The sequence below is a fragment of the Citrobacter sp. Cu231 genome (assembly GCF_030332265.1).
In the GTDB taxonomy this organism is placed as follows: Bacteria; Pseudomonadota; Gammaproteobacteria; order Enterobacterales; family Enterobacteriaceae; genus Citrobacter; species Citrobacter meridianamericanus.
Map to the genome: position 1 here is coordinate 417,219 of NZ_JAOWIE010000029.1, position 19,760 is coordinate 436,978.

Consider the following 19,760-nt stretch of genomic DNA (forward strand, 5'->3'; position numbering starts at 1 on the left):
TCGCTGCATTTAAAACCGACAAAAAAAGGCCGACTACACCGTATGACCTGTACTTTTGGCAGGAAAAAAAAGTCGAGCAAGCTCGCATTGCGATGATTCCCTAACTTTTTAAGTTTCATTTCGAAACAAAAAATAACGATGACGTTCCGTAATGAAACTCATTTTAGCGTTGTTTTTTTCCACGCTGAGTTCGCCAGAATCTCTCCATCGCCTCCGCACCATGGTTACACATTCGGGGGTTTGTCTTTCACTCAACCTCGAGGAGTCGTTATGTCTCAATTCTTTTTTAACCACCGTACCCATCTCGTAAGCGACGTCATCGACGGCACGATTATCGCCAGCCCGTGGAATAACCTTGCGCGTCTGGAAAGCGATCCAGCCATCCGCATCGTGATCCGTCGTGACCTCAACAAAAATAATGTGGCGGTCATTTCTGGCGGCGGTTCAGGACACGAACCCGCGCACGTTGGTTTTATCGGTAAAGGGATGCTCACCGCTGCGGTCTGCGGAGATGTGTTCGCCTCTCCGAGCGTAGATGCGGTACTGACCGCTATTCAGGCGGTGACCGGTGAGGCTGGCTGTCTGTTGATCGTGAAAAACTACACCGGTGACCGCCTTAATTTCGGTCTCGCCGCCGAGAAAGCACGTCGCCTTGGCTATAACGTTGAAATGCTGATTGTCGGCGACGACATCTCTCTGCCGGATAACAAACACCCGCGTGGCATTGCGGGAACCATCCTGGTGCATAAAATCGCAGGCTATTTCGCCGAATGCGGCTACAACCTCGCCACCGTCCTGCGTGAAGCGCAGTACGCAGCCAACAACACTTTCAGCCTGGGCGTCGCCCTTTCCAGCTGCCATCTGCCGCAAGAAACAGACGCCGCACCGCGTCATCATCCTGGTCATGCGGAGCTGGGGATGGGCATTCACGGCGAACCGGGTGCTTTGGTTATCGACACGCAAAACAGTGCGCAAGTGGTGAATTTGATGGTGGATAAACTGCTGGCGGTCCTGCCTGAAACCGGTCGTCTGGCAGTGATGATTAACAATCTTGGCGGCGTGTCCGTGGCCGAAATGGCCATCATTACCCGCGAACTGATCAGCAGCCCACTGCATCCGCGTATCGACTGGTTGATTGGCCCAGCTTCGCTGGTCACCGCGCTGGATATGAAAGGTTTTTCACTTACGGCCATCGTGCTCGAAGAAAGCATCGAAAAAGCGCTACTCACAGAGGTGGAAACCAGTAACTGGCCAACCCCGATCCCACCACGAGAAATCAGTTGCGTACCGTCATCTCAGCGCAGTGCGCGCGTGGAGTTTCAGCCTTCGGAAAACACCCTGGTAGCCGGGATTGTGGAACTTGTCACCGCAACTCTTTCCGGTCTGGAGACACATCTGAATGCGCTGGATGCCAAAGTTGGCGATGGCGATACCGGTTCGACCTTTGCCGCCGGCGCGCGTGAGATTGCCAGCCTGTTGCATCGCCAGCAGCTACCGCTGGATAACCTTGCCACGTTGTTCGCGCTGATTGGCGAACGTCTGACCGTGGTGATGGGCGGTTCCAGCGGTGTGCTGATGTCGATCTTCTTTACCGCCGCCGGACAGAAACTCGAACAGGGCGCTAACGTTGCCGAGGCGCTGAATACGGGTCTGGCGCAGATGAAGTTCTACGGCGGCGCTGATGAAGGCGATCGCACCATGATTGATGCACTGCAGCCGGCCCTGACGTCGCTGCTCGCACAGCCACTAAATATGCAGGCCGCATTCGACGCTGCGCAAGCGGGTGCCGAACGAACCTGTCTGTCGAGTAAAGCCAATGCGGGGCGCGCATCTTATCTGAACAGCGAAAGCCTGCTCGGCAATATGGACCCCGGCGCGCACGCCGTAGCGATGGTGTTTAAAGCCCTGGCGGAGGAGATGGTGAGCTAAGTTTTAATCAATGCCTGATGACACAAGCGTCATCAGGCAAAACGTTAACGGTAAACGCGAATCCCACCTTCCACGCCGCGGCTAAACAGCACCTGCCAAAGTTCGATATCTCTGGCGCGAAAAGCACCGGCGCAGGCGCATAAATAGTAATTAAACATTCTTCTGAAGGTGGCGGAATAACGTGCTGACAGCTCCGGCCATGCCTGATTAAAACGCTCGTGCCATGCCATCAGCGTTTTATCATAATCGCTGCCAAAATTATGCCAGTCTTCCATCACAAACCGTGATTCGCTGGCCTCAGCAATATGGGAGATCGCCGGTAAGCAGCCGTTCGGGAAAATGTATTTATTGATCCACGGATCGACGCTCATCCCCTTTTTATTGCTACCAATGGTATGTAACAGGAACAGCCCATCCGGTTTTAAACAACGGTCGGCGATGCTGAAATAGGTGTCGTAATTTTTCGGCCCTACATGTTCAAACATCCCCACGGAAACAATGCGATCGTAGTGTTTATCAAGGTCGCGATAGTCCTGCAGCAGAATATTAACGTCCAGCCCTTCACAGCGCTGCTGGGCCATTTTCTGCTGCTCTTTGGAGATAGTAACGCCTTCTACCACCACACCGTAATGACGCGCCGCATATTCCGCCAGCCCGCCCCAGCCACAACCGATGTCGAGTAAACGCATACCCGGTTCAAGTTGCAACTTCTCACAGATCATTTTTAATTTGGCATTTTGCGCATCGTCTAATGTGGTCGCGTCTTTCCAGTAACCGCAGGAATATTGCATATGCGGATCAAGCATCAACGCAAAGAGATCGTTACCAATATCGTAGTGCTCTTTGCCGACAATCCACGCGCGGCTGCGCGACTGCAAATTAAACAGGCGCGCACTGGCAATACGTAAAATATCTTTCAGATTACCCGGCATCTGCTGGTCAAGTTTTGCTTTGAGGATTTTGCAGAACAAAATATCGAGCCGCTCGCAGTCCCACCAGCCTTCCATATAGCTTTCACCAAGCCCTAACGAGCCTTGCTGCAATACTCGTTTAAAAAAACCAGCATGATGAAGTTGAATGTCCCAGGGACGGGAGCCATTAATCCTGATATCTGCTTGCGAAAGCAGCTCTTTTCCCATTCGGGTCCAGTTATCATTTGTTTCATTGACGATGACAGCATCTGAACAAAGCGAGTTCATGGTATTTACCAAAAGTGGGCTAAAAATTCTTACGCAAGATTATTATGGAAAACAGGGTGTATGTATTATGATCTGCGGACAAGATCTATCGAGCAGCGGCCACACCACCGGGAGCATTGACGATTTATTTATGGAAACTCTCGCGCAAAAACAGTGGAACTTCTTCCCGGATAACTCCATGGCGGAACTGCCGCAGGACGTGTATTTTCGCTCCTATGTATTAGAAGCCAACCACCATGTTCCGCCGCATTCACACTCTTTTATGCAGTTCCATTTCGCCCGCAAAGGCAGTATGCGTATTGATGTTGCCGGCAAGTGCTGGATAATCCCGGCGCACTATGGCATCTGGATCCCCAATAATACGGAGCATGCAGTTTGGGCTCTGGATGATGTGTATTTAGAGAACCTGGATATTAAACCGGGCTTTCTTGAAGCGCGCATTAATGAATGTAAAGTGGTCGCTATCAGTGATTTCGCCAGAGAGTTTATTCATTACGCCACCAATTTAGTTTCGGGGCATTATGATAGCCGCTCCAAAGAGGGCAGACTGGTGAGCGTGCTGGTCGACATTATTCTGCAACTCCCGGAAGTCGCTTTTGTATTACCCTGGCCGCAGGATCGCGAATTAACCAAAATATGCCGAACCATACAAGAATCCCCCGCTCTGGAGCATTCGGTTGAATACTGGGCACATCATCTGGGTATGTCTGCCCGAACCTTTTCACGCCATTTCAAAAAAGAAACTGGATTGCCTTTCAGCGTCTGGAAACAAAAAATGCGTATTCTGGAATCCGTATTAATGCTGAAAAAAAATAAAAGCGTGACCGCCGTGGCGCTCGACGTAGGGTATTCAAGCACCGCGGCATTTAGTTATGCCTTCCGCCAGGCATTTGGCGTGCCGCCGTCTAGTTATTAATCTGCCGCTTTACGCTGATGCCAGTAGGCTGCCGCACGCACCCGTTGAGGGTCAAACGCCTCGGTTTCAAAGCGAGCACTCAGGTTTTTTACCACCTTGCCTTCACCAGTGATCCAGATGTAATAATCATCTGTGGGCACGGTTAGTCGCGATAAGCGTTCATTCACTACCTGCGCGTCATGGCCGATAAACCACTCAATAGTAAATCCGTCGAGATGGGCAAGATAATCCTGGTACGCTGCATCCTGCACGCTGACCAGCGCCGTGACGTTTGGACGTACCGCTAAGCGGCTGAGCGACTCCAGCCGTCGGCGCAGCGCAGGCATTCCCGATTCATCACAGACGTAAACCTGATACGCATAATCTTCTGGCACCACCAACGAACCGCGCGGTCCGCCGATCGTCAGCTTGTCACCCACGCCAGCATTCATCGCCCATGTGCTCGCCACTCCACCGTCATGAATATAAAAATCCAGTGCCAGCTCATGGCGCGCTTCGTCATACAACGGCGTGTAGTCACGGGAGAGCGGACGCACCCCGTCGGCCCAGACGATGCCCTCATCAGTGACTACTGGCGGCACGAAATGGCAGCCCGGTTCCGGGAAAAAGACCTTGGTGTGGTCATCAAAGCCGTGCGAGCTAAAACCGTCCAGAGCGTCACCGCCCAGTACGATGCGCTGAAAGCCCGCGCTAACACGTTCAACGCGCAGGACGGTAAGTTCACGGAAGCGCAATTCATTGCGAACGCGCTGCGGGTAGCGTGAGGTGTTTTTTGTCATTTTCTCGCCTTTAAAAGATAATACGATATATCTAAATTTATTTTTAAATGATAATGATTGCTAATCACAAGGATTGCAAGCACTTTTTTGATATAGCCACACTCTGATTAATCACCTTCAAAGACCAAATAAAAACACCTGAAAATCAATAAATTAAAAAAAACCAAACTAATGATATTGCAAGAGCATTATTTTTAGATATAAATTAGATATATCTAAACAACATCAGGAGACGATGATGCAAAACCATCATGAAGGTTGCTGCAAACATACAGAGCACCAACACGAAGGCTGCTGCAAGGGTGAAGGACATCACCATGAAGGCCGCCACAACGAGCACCACGCAGGCTGCTGCAAAGGTGAAGAACATCGCCATGAAGGTTGTAACAAAGCACACCACCCTGAACAGGGTTGCGAACACCGCCACGGTCGCGGCGGCGGTCGTCGCCAGCGCTTCTTCGGTCACGGAGAATTACGCCTGGTGATTCTGGATATCCTGACCCGCGACGCCAGCCACGGCTATGAGCTGATAAAAGCGATTGAAACCCTGACTCAGGGTAACTACACCCCGAGCCCAGGCGTTATTTATCCGACGCTGGACTTCTTGCAGGATCAGGAGCTGATCACTATCAGCGATGAGGAAGGTGGGCGTAAACAGATTGCGATCACCGCCCTGGGCCAGCAGTGGCTGGATGAAAACCGTGAGCATCTGGACCATATCCACGAACGGATCAAAGCCCGCTGCGTGGGTTTTGAATTGCGCAAGAACCCGCAGATGAAACGCGCGCTGGAGAACTTCAAAGCCGTGCTGGACCTACGGGTCAATCATGGTGATACCAGCGATGCGCAAATCAAAAAAATCATCGGTATTATCGATCGCGCTGCGCTGGATATTACCCAACTGGATTAATCTGCTCAGCAGGCGAAACCCATTCCCCTGGATTTCGCCTGCATTGTGATTCTTAGTGCAGAACCGTGACTGCGTCTTCCAGACGCCCCGCGCGATGTTTCACCATCGCAGAAATTTGGGCGCTCTCTTCAACCAGTTCGGCGTTTTTCTGCGTAATGTTGCTCAGTTCATTCACCGCGCGGGTCAGGCTGGAAAGACCATCCGACTGTTCCAGCGTTGAGTGGCTGATTTGGGCGATCAGTTGAGTCACGTTTTGCACCTGCGCCACAATATCGTCCATCGTGCGCCCTGCGGCGTGAACCTGGTCGGATCCGGACTGCACCTTATCGGCGCTGGCATCAATCAGCTTGCGGATATCATTGGCTGCACTGGCGCTGCGGCTGGCAAGATGACGCACTTCTCCCGCCACCACGGCGAATCCTTTCCCCTGCTCACCCGCCCGTGCGGCTTCAACGGCGGCGTTCAGGGCCAGAATGTTAGTCTGGAAGGCAATATCGTTAATCAGCGTGGTAATGGTACCAATCCGCTGGGTGCTGTTGGCGATGTCGTCCATGGTTTTGATGACGGTATCCATCGCCTCACCACCGTGTGTCGCCGCGCTGCTGGCGGCGATGGAGAGCTTATCTGCCGCGGCGGCGGTCTGTGAGTTTTGTTTCACCGATGCCGCCATCTGGTTCATGGTCGCCACCGTTTCCTGCACGTTCTCAACGGTCTGCTGCGTATGTTTGTTTAAATCATCGCTACCTTTCGCCAGCGTTTCGCTGTCGCTGCGCACACAACTCACCTGGCTGGAGACATCATGGATGAGCCAGCGGCACATTAGCCCCAGTTGCCCGACCGCTCTAAGCATCAGACCCAGTTCATCACTGCGGTTAAGATGCGACACGCTGTTTCGCTCACCGGTCGCCACTTTCAACGCCTGACGAGCGACATTCTCAATGGGGCGCACAATCTGCCATTCGAAAATCGCCGTTCCCAGCATCATTACCAGCGCACTCATCAGCAGTAACGGCCATTCCGCGCCCATTTGTTGCAACGCAGCCGCCAGTACAATAAACATGAACGCCATTACACTGCGCACCCGCCAGCGAATCGGCAGTGCCGGGAGCTTCCCCAGCCAGCCTTTACGTACCACCAGTCCTTTATGGATACGTCGGTTGCAACGCCCTTCATTCAGCGCCTTATATAAAGGCTCTACCGTCGCAATTTCCTCGTCAGTTGCCCGGGTACGAATCGACATATACCCGGTTACATGTCCTTCCCTCACCATCGGCACCGCATTGGCTCTCACCCAGTAGTGATCGCCATTCTTACGCCGGTTTTTCACAATCCCGCTCCATGGCTCGCCCTGTTTCAGGGTGTACCACATATCCGCAAACGCCGCTTTTGGCATGTCCGGATGACGAACCAGATTGTGCGGCTTATTGAGCAACTCATTCAGTTGATAGCCGCTGACCTGAACGAAAGTGTCGTTCGCATGGGTAATATAGCTTTGTAAATCGGTGGTCGACATGAGGGTGATATCATCATCCAGCGGTGTATTTTGCTGACTAACGTAGGGATGAGAAGACATGATTGCGTCCTGTGCAGGTTATCTGGTTGTTAACTCTTTCGGCTTATGTTATTTCGGCGATAATTTTTTTATCTTTAGTTGTTAAATTTGATTTAGATCGCAATTTGCGATTAAACCTCAAAATCTATACGCATTCTAATCCATTGATTTAAAATACTTTCAATCAGAAACTATTCCATTGCACTTCTACCAATGCACCGTCACAGTGCGAAACTTGCTCATTTTTAGCGCAGAAAAGGGAGTTTCCGATCTGTTTTCGCAGTCTGAACTTGGGCAAAATGCCAGCAAATGTTAAAAGATGGCATTAAATGTTGCACAAATAAGATGTTTCCTGGTGTTTATCCCGATTTTTGCTAAGCGCGCCGGAATGGCGCAATCCCTGCAATACTTAATTCAGTATCATGTGATACGCCAGCTCCGGGAGCATATTTTGAACAGGTTACCTTCCAGCGCATCGGCCCTGGCCTGCAGCGCACACGCACTGAATCTCATCGAAAAGCGCACGCTTGATCATGAGGAAATGAAATCATTAAACCGAGAGGTGATTGAATACTTCAAGGAGCATGTCAATCCGGGGTTCTTAGAGTATCGAAAATCTGTAACTGCAGGCGGGGATTACGGAGCCGTAGAGTGGCAAGCGGGAAGCCTGAATACGCTTGTCGACACCCAGGGACAGGAGTTCGTTGATTGCCTGGGTGGTTTTGGAATTTTCAACGTGGGGCACCGTAATCCAGTCGTGGTTTCCGCCGTACAGAATCAACTCGCGAAACAACCTCTGCATAGCCAGGAGTTACTTGACCCTCTGCGGGCCATGCTGGCAAAGACCCTTGCCGCACTGGCACCCGGTAAACTGAAATACAGTTTTTTCTGTAACAGCGGGACCGAGTCGGTTGAAGCCGCTCTGAAGCTGGCGAAAGCGTATCAATCGCCGCGCGGTAAATTTACGTTTATTGCCACCAGCGGCGCATTTCACGGCAAATCTCTGGGCGCGCTCTCTGCCACAGCGAAATCAACTTTCCGCAAACCCTTTATGCCGCTGCTGCCAGGTTTCCGTCATGTGCCGTTTGGCGATGTTAACGCGCTGCGCACTATGCTCAGTGAGTGTAAAAAAACCGGTGATGACGTTGCAGCTGTGATCCTTGAACCTATCCAGGGTGAAGGAGGCGTGATCCTGCCGCCGCAAGGGTATTTGACCACCGTTCGTAAACTTTGCGATGAGTATGGCGCGCTGATGATCCTTGACGAAGTACAAACCGGCATGGGTCGTACTGGCAAAATGTTCGCCTGCGAGCACGAAAACGTGCAGCCCGACATTATGTGCCTGGCTAAAGCGCTGGGCGGGGGCGTGATGCCGATTGGCGCAACCATTGCCACCGAAGAGGTGTTCTCGGTTCTGTTCGACAATCCTTTCTTGCATACCACCACCTTTGGCGGCAATCCGCTCGCGTGTGCGGCTGCGCTGGCCACCATTAACGTCCTGCTGGAGCAAAATTTACCGGCCCAGGCGGAGCAGAAAGGCGATATGTTGCTGGATGGTTTCCGCCAGCTTGCGCGGGAATATCCGGACCTGGTGCATGATGTACGCGGCAAGGGCATGCTGATGGCAATCGAGTTTGTCGATAATGAAATCGGCTACAACTTTGCCAGTGAGATGTTCCGCCAGCGGGTGCTGGTTGCCGGCACGCTGAATAATGCCAAGACGATCCGCATCGAACCGCCGTTAACGTTAACGATCGAACAATGCGATCTGGTATTACGATCGACGCGCAAAGCCCTGGCAGCATTACGGGTGAGCGTGGAGCAGGTGTAAAAGATGTCTGTCCGGCCTGCGTTTACAAACGTAGGCCGGATAAGGCAGCACAATTTAAACAATCCGTACGCCTGCAGGCATGAGGCGTTCTGGCGTTAACAGCACGCTTTCGCTGCCATCGTCCGTCTCAGCGCACAGCAGCATACACTCTGATGTCTCACCGCGCATTTTGGCCTTTTGCAGATTACACAGTACCACCACCGTTTTCCCCATCAGCTCCTCTTCGCTGTAATAAGGCACCAGGCTGGTCACGGTTTGCAGCGTACGTTCTCCCACATCAACCTGCACGATATACAGCTTATCGGCATTGTCATGGCGCTTTACCTGTGCGATTTTTCCAACACGTATTTCCAAGCGGGCAAAATCAGCAAATGCGACGGTATCCATTTCTCCACCTTCAGGTTAAAATTTTACTAAAAAATAGCACGGTATTGATGGAAGACCAAGGGGGATGAATTTACTAAAAACAGATGCATCTCATGAGGCTTCATTTACAATACACATCCCATGCGGTCGAATGGTGGATTGAAAGGCATATATGGCAACACTTAAAGATATAGCAACGGAAGCAGGCGTTTCCCTGGCGACGGTCTCAAGAGTTTTGAATGACGATCCCACTCTGAATGTGAAAGAGGAGACCCGGCATCGTATTCTCGAAATAGCAGAAAAGCTGGAATACAAGAGCAGTTTATCCCATAGAACACAGGTCAGCATCGTCAATCAACATCATATTCTTGCGCTCTATAGCTACCAGCAGAAGCTGGAGATCAACGATCCCTACTATCTGTCTATACGTCACGGTATCGAAACCCAGTGTGAAAAGCTTGGCATCAAGCTCACTAATTGCTATGAGCACCATAGTGTGCCCACCGTCAAAAAACTCACAGGAGTACTGGTGATCGGAAAGGCCAGCGAAGCGATATGTCATACAGCCGCTTCGCTAACGGAAAATATCTGCTTTATCGATTTTCAGCCCCCGGGCGGTAAGTATGACTTCGTCGATACCAATCTGACTCAGATTAGCCAGCAAATTATCGACTTTTTTATCCAGCAAGGCGCAACGCGAATTGGCTTTATTGGCGGTGAAGATGTGCCCGGCGAAGTCGATATTCGTGAAGCCGCGTTTGCAGACTATGGCCGGCTGAAAGGTGTTGTATACGAAACGGATATCTATCGTGGCAGTTTCTCAAGTGCATCTGGCTATGAACTAGCAACCCAAATGTTGGCTAAAAAAGATTACCCTCCTGCCCTGTTCGTAGCTTCAGACTCTATCGCGATCGGCGTACTGCGTGCGATTCATGAACATGAAATCCGTATTCCGGAGCAAATTTCACTCATCAGCATCAACGATATCCCAACCGCGCGTTTCACCTTCCCTCCGCTTTCAACCGTGCGCATCCACTCAGAGATGATGGGGATTCAGGGTGTTAATCTGTTAATAGAAAAAGCGCGTGATGGTCGTGTTCTACCGCTTCAGGTCTATGTTCCAAGCCAGTTACAGCTGCGAGGCACCACCCGTTAATACTCGTTTGCCCGACGGTCAGGTCGGGCTTCTTCCCTTCTGTCGTTACCCGCCAAATTTCTCCATTTCGTGATCGAGTTAAAGTAAATCAAATTCCTCTGTTTTATTTAGTAAAACTTTTACTAAAATGATTACCATTGATGCAGCCTCACCAGGCTGTTGATGATGGTTCTATGCGCAGAGGAAGAAAAATGAGGGTTCTAGAAAGCTTCGAACTGTTCCAACAGCATGCCCATACGCAGCATCACTGGCAACATTGTGCCGCTTTGATGGAGAACATCGAAGGCATCACTCCCGGCTTCGTCCATTCACAGGGAGACTTCCTGAGCTACGACGTAAGGTTTGACAGCACCACGGATGCACTCTTCATCGGCCATCGTCGTTACGTAGAAGTGCATTGTTTTTTACGTGGCACACAGAAAATTGAATATGCGGCGAAAGCGCAACTCCGGCCTGTGGATTGTTACCGGGAGGAAATGGACCGGGAATATCTGAAAGGTTTAGGGCAAACCGTGCAGGTCGAGGAAGGACAGATAATCATTTGTGATAATGATGAAGCGTATCGATTCATTACTCATTCAATTGTAAAAAAGCTGGTGATTAAAATAATGTCTGACGGATTTATCCACCCAATATAGCCAGTAATTCGTATTAGCGCGCGGTAGAGGCCGTGGACTATTTTTCGGTTATGTATTTAAAAAATAAATACATATAACAAATAACAATCTTAAATATTATGAGATCTGGAGATAGATTATGAGTGTCATTGTCTCTGACAAAAAGCATATTATTTCTTTATATGCGGAACGCGATCATGTCCCTGCCGTCCTGGAAGACCATCGGATCAATGGAATCAATAAGGAATTACCGCGACCTTACCTGTTCCCATTCACCAACACCTGCCAGGCGATAAAAAATATTCCCGCAGAAGCCAGTAATTACCTGTCCTTGAATGGGATCTGGAAATTCAACTGCGCAAGCAATCCGCGCTCAAGACCCAAAACATTTTATCAAGAAGACTATAACGTTTCCGCATGGGATACCATTAAGGTTCCAGGCAACTGGGAAGCTCAAGGTTTTGATAAAGCTATTTATATTGACGAACGTTTTCCTTTTAACACCCATTGGCCAGAAATCCCTCGCGACTATAACCCGGTAGGTTCTTATCGCCGTACTTTTAATCTGGACAACAGCTGGGCCGGATGCGAAATATTCCTGCAACTGGCCGGAGCCAGAACCGCATCGTTCGTCTGGATAAATGGCCAGCGCGTAGGTTATACCCAAAATGCTAAAAACCCTGCCGAATTTAATATTACGCCCTACGTCAAAGAGGGTGAAAACACCATCGCGCTTGAAATTTACCGCTGGTCCAACGCCAGCTATGTAGAAAAGCAAGATATGCTGGATATGTCGGGTCTTGAGCGGGAAGTGTTTATCTACTCCACCGCGAAAACACGCATTTATGATATTTATTGCCAACCAGAACTCAATGATGATTATACACAAGGCACATTCAACGTCAGCGTCAGTCTGAAGCATTATGATAACCAACCTGGCGAACTTGCACTGAATGTAAAACTGCTGGATGACGCTTGCGATTTCTCCACATTAATAGATAAAAACCAATCTGTTATTCGCAATGGAACAGAGCAGGAATTTCATTTCACCGATCGGGTGAAGTCTCCTCGACTTTGGAGCGCAGAAACGCCCAACTTATATACGTTATTAGTTACCCTGACCAATCAGCAAGGCGAAACTATTGAAGCGACAAGCCATAAAATAGGCTTTCGCAAAGTAGAAATTATCAACAGCCAGCTCACGGTCAATGGTAAAGCAATTAAGATAAAAGGGGTTAACCGCCATGAGCTGCACCCTACACTTGGGCATGTTCCCACCGAAGAAAACATGCTGACCGACATTCGGTTGATGAAAGAGCACAATATCAATGCGGTTCGTACCAGTCATTTCCCCTGTCATTCCCGCTGGTATCAGCTCTGCGATGAATATGGCATCTATATTGTTGATGAAGCCAATATTGAATCCCATCCGTTGGCGCTAAAACCCGAAACACAAATCGGCGATACCGAATCCTGGATCCCGGTTCATCTGGATCGCGTCCAGGCGATGGTCGAACGCGACAAAAATCACCCCTGCGTGATTGTCTGGTCGATGGGGAATGAAGCGGGTACCGGATGTGTTTTTGAAACGCTTTATCAATGGATAAAAGAGAGAGACAGCAGCCGACCGGTACAGTATGAACCTGCTGGCGAAGCGCATTACAGCGATATTGTGTGCCCAATGTACCCCACGTTGGAGCGATTAGAGCAGTTTGCCTGCAAGGGCAGCGATCGTCCGATGATCATGATTGAGTACGCGCACGCCATGGGTAACTCCGTGGGCATTCTGCGAGATTACTGGAACATTATCGACGCGCATGACAATCTGCAAGGCGGCTTTATCTGGGAGTGGATGGATCACGCGCTGGAATTAACCAATGAACGCGGTCAGAAATATTGGGGCTATGGCAAAGACTATCATCCGGATAAACCCAGCGACGGCAACTTTATGAATGATGGGTTGGTTGCCGCCGATCGCACGCCACATCCACATATGGCGGAAGTGAAAAAGGTTTATCAACCTATTCGTTTTCACGTAACGGACCCGCTTGCCGGACTATTTGAAATAGAAAATCGCTATGATTTCATTACGTTGTCTCATTGCGATATTCAGTACAGTATCACTGAAAACGGACATCAAATAGCCAATGGCAGCCTGGGTTGCTTTGCGGTAAAACCCGCTCAGCGCCAGGCAATTCACGTCCCAGTCAAAAACATTACGCTTGCGGAAAATAAAGAATACCTGGTCACGCTCTGCGCGGTAACCAAAGATGAAGCCCCGCTGGTTGGCAGTGGATATGAAATTGCCTGGGAACAATTTAGCGTAACGCCGCCCGCCGTTTTTCATATTAGCCCGGATGCGCCCACCCTCCGCTTATCAGTGCAGGAGACACCGGCATCTATTGATATCAGCAGCGAGCGTTTTACCCTCTCCTTCGGGCGCAAAACGGGTCAAATGGATCGTCTGATGGTTGCCGGGAAAGATCTGCTTCTTTGCGGCATTGAGCCCAATTTCTGGCGGGGACTGACAGATAACGATCTCGGCGCTAAACTTTTCGATAAATCAGCAATCTGGCAAGACGCGGGCAAACAACGCGTATTATCCGGCCTCACAATCGAGCAGCCATCCAGCTACGAAGCGATCGTCACCAGCGAATTTACGCTGCCGACGGTCGACTGCAAATATACGCTGACCTACGCCATTTACGCGACGGGTGAAATGCGCATTAGCATTGATTTCACGCCAGGGAACCGCGAACTTCCTCTTCTGCTACGCATGGGTTCTCAGCTGACACTGCCCTGTGAATTCAAGTATATCCAGTGGTTTGGCCGTGGCCCGGTAGAAACCTATGCGGACAGAAAGGGAGCCAAAGCGGGTATCTACGGCGGAACAACATGGGAACAATTCCACGCTTACCCCAGACCGCAGGAAAGCGGTAATAAAACGGATGTTCGTTGGGTGCGCATCGTAAATCATGACGGGTTCGGCCTTGAAGCGATTGCCGACGGGCAATTACTCAATACCAGCGCGTGGCCTTTCGCTGCAAGCGAGCTTGATTTTGTCGCTGATAATGATGGCAGCAGCGCCTCGGGATTAACACCGTTATCACATAAACATGGTGTTGATGTTCAGCCGGGAGACATTACCACGTGGAACATCGATCTCGTGCAAATGGGGACAGGAGGACAAAACTCCTGGGGATCATTACCTCCAGAAGAGTATCAGTTATCCGTTAAGCCGTATCACTACGCCTTTTATTTGCGGCCAGTACATCCCGATACAGAAATAAAAAATTAAGCAACTGGTTGTGAATGTTCGTAAGAGGACATTCACAACACTGTCAAAACAAATACATTTACACGTATGTGAAGGGAATGGTTATGTCTGAAAAATCCGATGCAAGATATCAGATGTCATTAATAACATTTTTATTCTTCTCCATTGCCGGCGGCGGTTTTGTGCTGAAAGGCGTGGTCAGTCAGTATACCGATTGGGGAAACAACTCCTGGCTACTTTATGCTGTGGCTTCTCTGCTTTATGCAATTCCGTATACCTTTATGATTATCGAGCTTTCCTCCATCAAGAAATTACGCGAATCCGAAAGTGGATATCAAACATGGTTAAACCTGATCTTAGGTAAAAAATTAGGGTTTATTGCCGGTTTCTTTTATTTCTACGTCAATATTTTTTACTTTGTCGATCTGCTTCCCAATATTATCACCTACTTTATCTACACCTGTAGTAGCGATGTGGCGTGGGTCACCCAGTTAACCAGTCAGACATGGTTTAAACCGGTGATCAGTATTACTTCCATTATTCTCTTCTGGATCGCGACCTGGGTATCAATGAAAGGGCCAAAATGGTTATCCCGCGCGCTGTCGTTTTCTGGATACGCAGGATTCGCGCTAACCATGCTTTTTATTGTTTCGGCAGTCTATAAACTTTCATCCGGCACCGTCACCTTTAATGGTACGGCCATTGCCCCAGAATATATGCAACACATTGATTTATCCTGGTCAAAGGTAGCGTCAATGTCATGGGCTTTACAATCCTTAGGCGGACTGGAAGCGTTAGCCGCCTACAAGCGTAATATTCGCGGCGGCGATCGCAATTTCCGCCTGGGTTTAGTGCTCAACGTCTTTATCTTTTCAACCATTATCGTTATCTCTTCCCTGCTGCTGAACTTCATCTTACCGGCAGAGCAGGCCGCGAATCTTGGTCTGTTATCAGCCATTTATGTTGCCTTCCAGCAGTTGGGTTTCCCCGTCTGGTGGACCAACGTTATCGCCCTGTTTTTGATGATCACCACGCTGTGCGGTTCGCTCATGCTGTGGACTGCCGCGCCGGTAAAAATGTTATTTGTCGATGCGCCGAAAGGAATTTTCGGCGACAAATTGTCAGAGGTAAATAAAGAAGGTACACCGGTTAACGCGCTGAAGATACAGGGTATTATCGTCACCGTTATCATTATTCTTTTTATGCTGGGTCAGTTTAACTCCGAGATGAACACCATTCTGGTGGCGGTAAAAAATCTCGACGGCGGCGCCGCAACCATCCCGGTCCTCTTTATGCTGGCAGGCTATATTAAGCTGAGATATCGTCCCAACGATCCGAATTATGCACGCGATTTCCATTTTCTGGGCACCGGTCGTTTCTGGGCATTACTCTCGGTGGTACCAATGGTTATTATTTTTACCGCCTCCACCGTTGCTGCGCTGGTTCCTGGGCCAGAAGACTGGGATGCCAATTTCACAGGATCGTTAATTCAGGTTATTCTTGGGCCAGTCAGCATTATCGCCGTATTTTATTACTGCAGTCTGATGTTTAATCGTTGGCGCGTAAAAAACCCTGACGACCATTCATTATTTAATAAAATCTAAAACAACGAATTATTGAGCGGCAAAATTTTTCATTTTGCCGCTCACGTTTTGGTAAATAAAAATAGTATTTTTTCTGATGGAATAGAAAATGAAATTTAACATTAATGCTGGCAAGGCACTGATGGCGTTGTCCTTTTGTTGCTCGTTACCCCTGGTGGCCGAAGAAAAAGCGCCGCATATCGATGTCCCGCAGCCCGCCATGCATGACGATACAAAAATTCCCGAAATGGTCGAAACATCTGCCAGCCCCGCAATGCCGAAATCATCCCCCGCACCTTCATTCCGTTTTTATGGCGAAATGGGGCTTGGCGGGTATACGGCGCTGGAGGGAGACTACAAGCATAAATATGAAGACGGAACCTATATTGAAGGCGGTGTGGAAGGTCAGTATGGTCACTGGTTTGGACTGATTTATGGCGAGGGCTGGACCGTACAGGCGGACCACCAAGGCAATGCCTGGGAGCCCGACCATGGCTGGGGTGGTTTCGAAGGCGGTATTAACCGCTTTTGGGGAGGCTACAGGACAGATGATAAAACCGAAATTATCCTGAGCCTACATAACGACTCCTCCCTGGACGACCTGCAATATTGGGCCGACTTTACGCCAGAGTTTGGTTACGAAATCCCAAATACCCGCGATATCGCCACCGCGCTTAAAGTGCAAAACCTGAGCGGCGATTTCCGCTATAGCGTCATCGCCACTCCCGCAGGACATGCTGATGAAAGTAAAGCCTGGCTGCATTTTGGTAAATACGATCGCTACTCAGATAAATATATTTATCCCGCGATGATGAACGGCTATATCCAGTACGACCTGATGAAAGACGTCACCTGGATGGGCGGCACAGAAATCACCGATGGCACCGGACAACTCTTCGTGACCGGGGTTCTGACGCCGAATTTCGGTGTCCGCGTCTGGCATCATACCGGGCGCGGCGAGGGCCTCGGTAACCCCGGAACAGAAACCGGCGCGATGGTTAGCGCTATGTATGAAGCCTTCAAAGGATTCTACCTCTCTACCGCATATAGCTACGCACAGCACAATCTGGATAACGATCCGGACACCACGACATCCTATGCGCAATTCGGTATTTGGTACGAATATTGCGGCGGTAAATTCGCCACCGCCTTCGACAGCAGATTCAACCTGGGAAACAGTACCGACGACTCGGATAACAAGATATTCCTGATGCAGTATTACTACTGGGGTCATTAATTTTTCTTTTTATTTCACAGTGAATGTGAAAGGAGCTTCATTATTATGAAAAAGTTATATTCATTAACCCCGCTGACCTGCATGCTTTTATTTAGCCTGTCGGCCCATGCCGTTACCGCGACAGACTTTAAAGATTTGATCGATCGTCACGGCGCGCCGCAATATATGCGTGATGGCAATAGCGATCACCACCAGCGGTTTAGCCCGTTTTTCGATCTTGGCTCCTGGCACGGTCATTTGTTGCCGGATGGCCCGGATACCATGGGCGGTTTTCCGGGCGTGGCGCTGCTGACGGAAGAGTACATCAATTTTATGGCGACGAACTTCGATCGTCTGACGGTGTACCAGCAGGGTAAAAAGGTCAATTTCACCCTTGAGGCTTACAGCATTCCTGGCGCGCTGGTGCAGAAATTGTCGTCGAAAAATGTGCAGATAGAAATGACGCTGCGTTTTGCCAGCCACCATACCTCGCTGCTGGAAACCAAAATTACCAGCGCCACGCCGCTCGATCTGGTGTGGGATGGCGAACTGCTGAATAAAGTGGAAGCAGAGGACGGCAAAGCAACGTCAGATAAAACCGTCGACCAGCAGTATCCAGACTACCGGCGTAAAATTGTCCCCACCCACGACGGTCTGAAAGTCACGTTCGGCAAAGTGCGTTCAACCTGGGATTTGCTCACCTCCGGCGAATCAGAATATCAGGTGCATAAGTCGCTGCCGATGAAAACAGCCGTCGACGGTCTTCGCTTCACCAGCAAAGCGCATATCAACAGCTCTACCACGTTCTACACCACCTATTCACACTTATTGACCGCGCAGGAAGTGAGCAAAGAACAGCCGCAAATCCGCGATATTCTGGCGCGTCCCTCTTCTTATATGCTCGCCTCACAACAGCGCTGGGACACCTATTTGCAAAAAGGATTAAACAATCCTGATGCTACCCCGCAGCAGACCCGCGTCGCGGTGAAAGCGATAGAAACGCTGACGGGCAACTGGCGAACGCCAGAAGGCGCTGTGCGGCATAACACCGTTACCCCGTCGGTTACCGCTCGCTGGTTCTCCGGGAATCAGACCTATGCGTGGGATAGCTGGAAGATTGCCTATGCGATGGTGCACTTCAACCCGGACATTGCGAAAGACAGTATTCGCGCACTCTTTGACTGGCAAATTCAGCCCAACGATCCGGTACGTCCCCAGGATGCAGGCATGATCCTCGATCTGGTTACCTGGAACAAAATCCCCGAGCGCGGCGGCGACGGCGGCAACTGGAACGAACGCAACACCAAGCCAAGCCTGGCGGCCTGGTCGGTGATGGAGGTCTACAATGTCACCAAGGACAAGGCCTGGCTCGAAGAGATGTATCCGAAGCTGGTTGCATATCACGACTGGTGGCTACGAAACCGCGATCATAACGGCAACGGCGTACCTGAATATGGTGCAACGCGCGATAAAGCTCACAATACCGACAGCGGTGAAATGCTGTTCACGGTGAAAAAAGGCGACAAAGAAGAGACCCTCTCCGGGCTGAAAAACTACGCCAATATCATCAGTAAAGGCCAGTATGACAGCCTCGAGATCCCAGCACAGGTTGCCGCCTCCTGGGAATCCGGGCGTGACGATGCGGCAGTCTTCGGTTTTATCGACAAAGAGCAACTGGATAAATACGTCGCTAAGGGTGGGAAACGCAGCGACTGGGTGGTGAAATTTGCCGATAATCGCAGTAACGACGGGAGGTTACTGGGTTACTCGCTGCTGCAGGAATCGGTCGATCAGGCCAGCTACATGTATAGCGATAATCACTATCTGGCAGAAATGGCGACAATTCTCGGCAAAGCCGACGATGCCAAACGCTACCAGGCGCTGGCGAAAAAACTCGCCGATTACATCAATACCTGTATGTTCGACCCGGTAACACACTTCTATTACGACATTCGTATTGAAGATAAACCGCTGGCTAATGGCTGTGCGGGCCAACCAATCGTCGAACGCGGCAAAGGGCCGGAAGGCTGGTCGCCGCTGTTTAACGGGGCGGCAACGCAGCCCCATGCGGACGCGGTGGTTAAGGTGATGCTCGATCCCAAAGAGTTCAACACCTTTGTCCCGCTTGGTACGGCAGCGCTGACCAACCCGGCCTTCGGTGCAGACATTTACTGGCGTGGGCGTGTGTGGGTGGATCAGTTCTGGTTCGGGCTAAAAGGGATGGAGCGTTATGGCTATCGCGATGAAGCGTTAAAACTGGCAGATACCTTCTTCAGCCACGCCAAAGGCCTTACCGCAGACGGTCCGATTCAGGAGAACTATAACCCGCTAACCGGTGCGCAACAGGGCGCGCCAAACTTCTCCTGGAGCGCAGCGCATCTTTATATGCTGTATAACGATTTTCTAAAACAGCAGTAACGTCAATTGGC

At 50.2% G+C, this 19,760-nt stretch carries 14 protein-coding genes; 10 read left to right on the forward strand and 4 right to left on the reverse strand.

The window, feature by feature from the left end:
* Positions 1 to 270 precede the first annotated feature (270 nt).
* Positions 271 to 1,929 (forward strand): glycerone kinase, encoded by a 1,659-nt coding sequence (locus tag OGY15_RS05035; protein WP_286538609.1) that lies wholly within the window; start codon positions 271 to 273, stop codon positions 1,927 to 1,929.
* A gap of 44 nt (positions 1,930 to 1,973) precedes the next feature.
* Here OGY15_RS05035 and cfa read toward each other — a convergent pair whose 3' ends face one another.
* Positions 1,974 to 3,128: a cyclopropane fatty acyl phospholipid synthase gene (gene cfa / locus OGY15_RS05040; RefSeq protein WP_210905415.1), complete on the reverse strand. Its 1,155-nt coding sequence runs from the start codon at positions 3,126 to 3,128 to the stop codon at positions 1,974 to 1,976.
* A gap of 67 nt (positions 3,129 to 3,195) precedes the next feature.
* On the opposite strand from cfa, the gene OGY15_RS05045 reads away from it, so the two are divergent.
* On the forward strand, positions 3,196 to 4,044 hold the full coding sequence (locus OGY15_RS05045) for a helix-turn-helix domain-containing protein (RefSeq protein ID WP_210905416.1): 849 nt from the start codon (positions 3,196 to 3,198) through the stop codon (positions 4,042 to 4,044).
* Here the strand turns inward: OGY15_RS05045 and OGY15_RS05050 are convergent.
* Complete coding sequence (locus tag OGY15_RS05050; RefSeq protein ID WP_210905417.1) at positions 4,041 to 4,823, reverse strand: siderophore-interacting protein; 783 nt, start codon at positions 4,821 to 4,823, stop codon at positions 4,041 to 4,043. The genes OGY15_RS05045 and OGY15_RS05050 overlap by 4 nt on opposite strands.
* 238 nt (positions 4,824 to 5,061) lie before the next feature.
* Between OGY15_RS05050 and OGY15_RS05055 the strand changes: the two genes are divergently transcribed.
* Entirely contained in the window at positions 5,062 to 5,733 is a 672-nt protein-coding gene (locus tag OGY15_RS05055; RefSeq protein ID WP_502872273.1) for a PadR family transcriptional regulator, read from the forward strand.
* Between the two features lie 52 nt (positions 5,734 to 5,785).
* Here OGY15_RS05055 and OGY15_RS05060 read toward each other — a convergent pair whose 3' ends face one another.
* On the reverse strand, positions 5,786 to 7,306 hold the full coding sequence (locus tag OGY15_RS05060; protein ID WP_187253291.1) for a methyl-accepting chemotaxis protein: 1,521 nt from the start codon (positions 7,304 to 7,306) through the stop codon (positions 5,786 to 5,788).
* A 430-nt stretch (positions 7,307 to 7,736) separates the two neighbouring features.
* Between OGY15_RS05060 and ygjG the strand changes: the two genes are divergently transcribed.
* A complete protein-coding gene (ygjG, locus tag OGY15_RS05065; protein WP_187253292.1) occupies positions 7,737 to 9,116 on the forward strand; it encodes a putrescine aminotransferase in 1,380 nt (459 codons plus the stop codon).
* Positions 9,117 to 9,170: 54 nt separating this feature from the next.
* Here the strand turns inward: ygjG and OGY15_RS05070 are convergent, their stop codons facing one another.
* Complete coding sequence (locus tag OGY15_RS05070; protein ID WP_187253293.1) at positions 9,171 to 9,503, reverse strand: tRNA-binding protein; 333 nt, start codon at positions 9,501 to 9,503, stop codon at positions 9,171 to 9,173.
* 151 nt (positions 9,504 to 9,654) lie between these two features.
* Between OGY15_RS05070 and ebgR the strand changes: the two genes are divergently transcribed.
* The 6 genes from ebgR to ygjK all read left to right on the forward strand — a co-directional run bounded on the left by ebgR (position 9,655) and on the right by ygjK (position 19,749).
* Positions 9,655 to 10,638 carry a transcriptional regulator EbgR gene (gene ebgR / locus OGY15_RS05075; protein ID WP_286538616.1) on the forward strand — a complete coding sequence of 328 codons (984 nt, stop codon included), beginning with the start codon at positions 9,655 to 9,657 and terminating at the stop codon, positions 10,636 to 10,638.
* Between the two features lie 191 nt (positions 10,639 to 10,829).
* The gene (locus OGY15_RS05080; protein ID WP_286538620.1) at positions 10,830 to 11,276 is read left to right on the forward strand and encodes a beta-galactosidase subunit beta; all 447 of its coding nucleotides are present in this window, start codon (positions 10,830 to 10,832) and stop codon (positions 11,274 to 11,276) included.
* 118 nt (positions 11,277 to 11,394) lie between these two features.
* On the forward strand, positions 11,395 to 14,553 hold the full coding sequence (locus OGY15_RS05085; RefSeq protein WP_286538623.1) for a glycoside hydrolase family 2 TIM barrel-domain containing protein: 3,159 nt from the start codon (positions 11,395 to 11,397) through the stop codon (positions 14,551 to 14,553).
* 83 nt (positions 14,554 to 14,636) lie between these two features.
* Positions 14,637 to 16,136, forward strand: a complete 1,500-nt coding sequence (locus OGY15_RS05090) for an APC family permease (protein ID WP_278238286.1) — start codon at positions 14,637 to 14,639, stop codon at positions 16,134 to 16,136.
* A gap of 88 nt (positions 16,137 to 16,224) precedes the next feature.
* Positions 16,225 to 17,352, forward strand: coding sequence for a protein YgjJ (gene ygjJ / locus OGY15_RS05095; protein WP_278238285.1), 1,128 nt, complete (start codon positions 16,225 to 16,227; stop codon positions 17,350 to 17,352).
* A 45-nt stretch (positions 17,353 to 17,397) separates the two neighbouring features.
* Positions 17,398 to 19,749: an alpha-glucosidase gene (ygjK, locus tag OGY15_RS05100; RefSeq protein ID WP_286538628.1), complete on the forward strand. Its 2,352-nt coding sequence runs from the start codon at positions 17,398 to 17,400 to the stop codon at positions 19,747 to 19,749.
* Positions 19,750 to 19,760 lie beyond the last annotated feature (11 nt).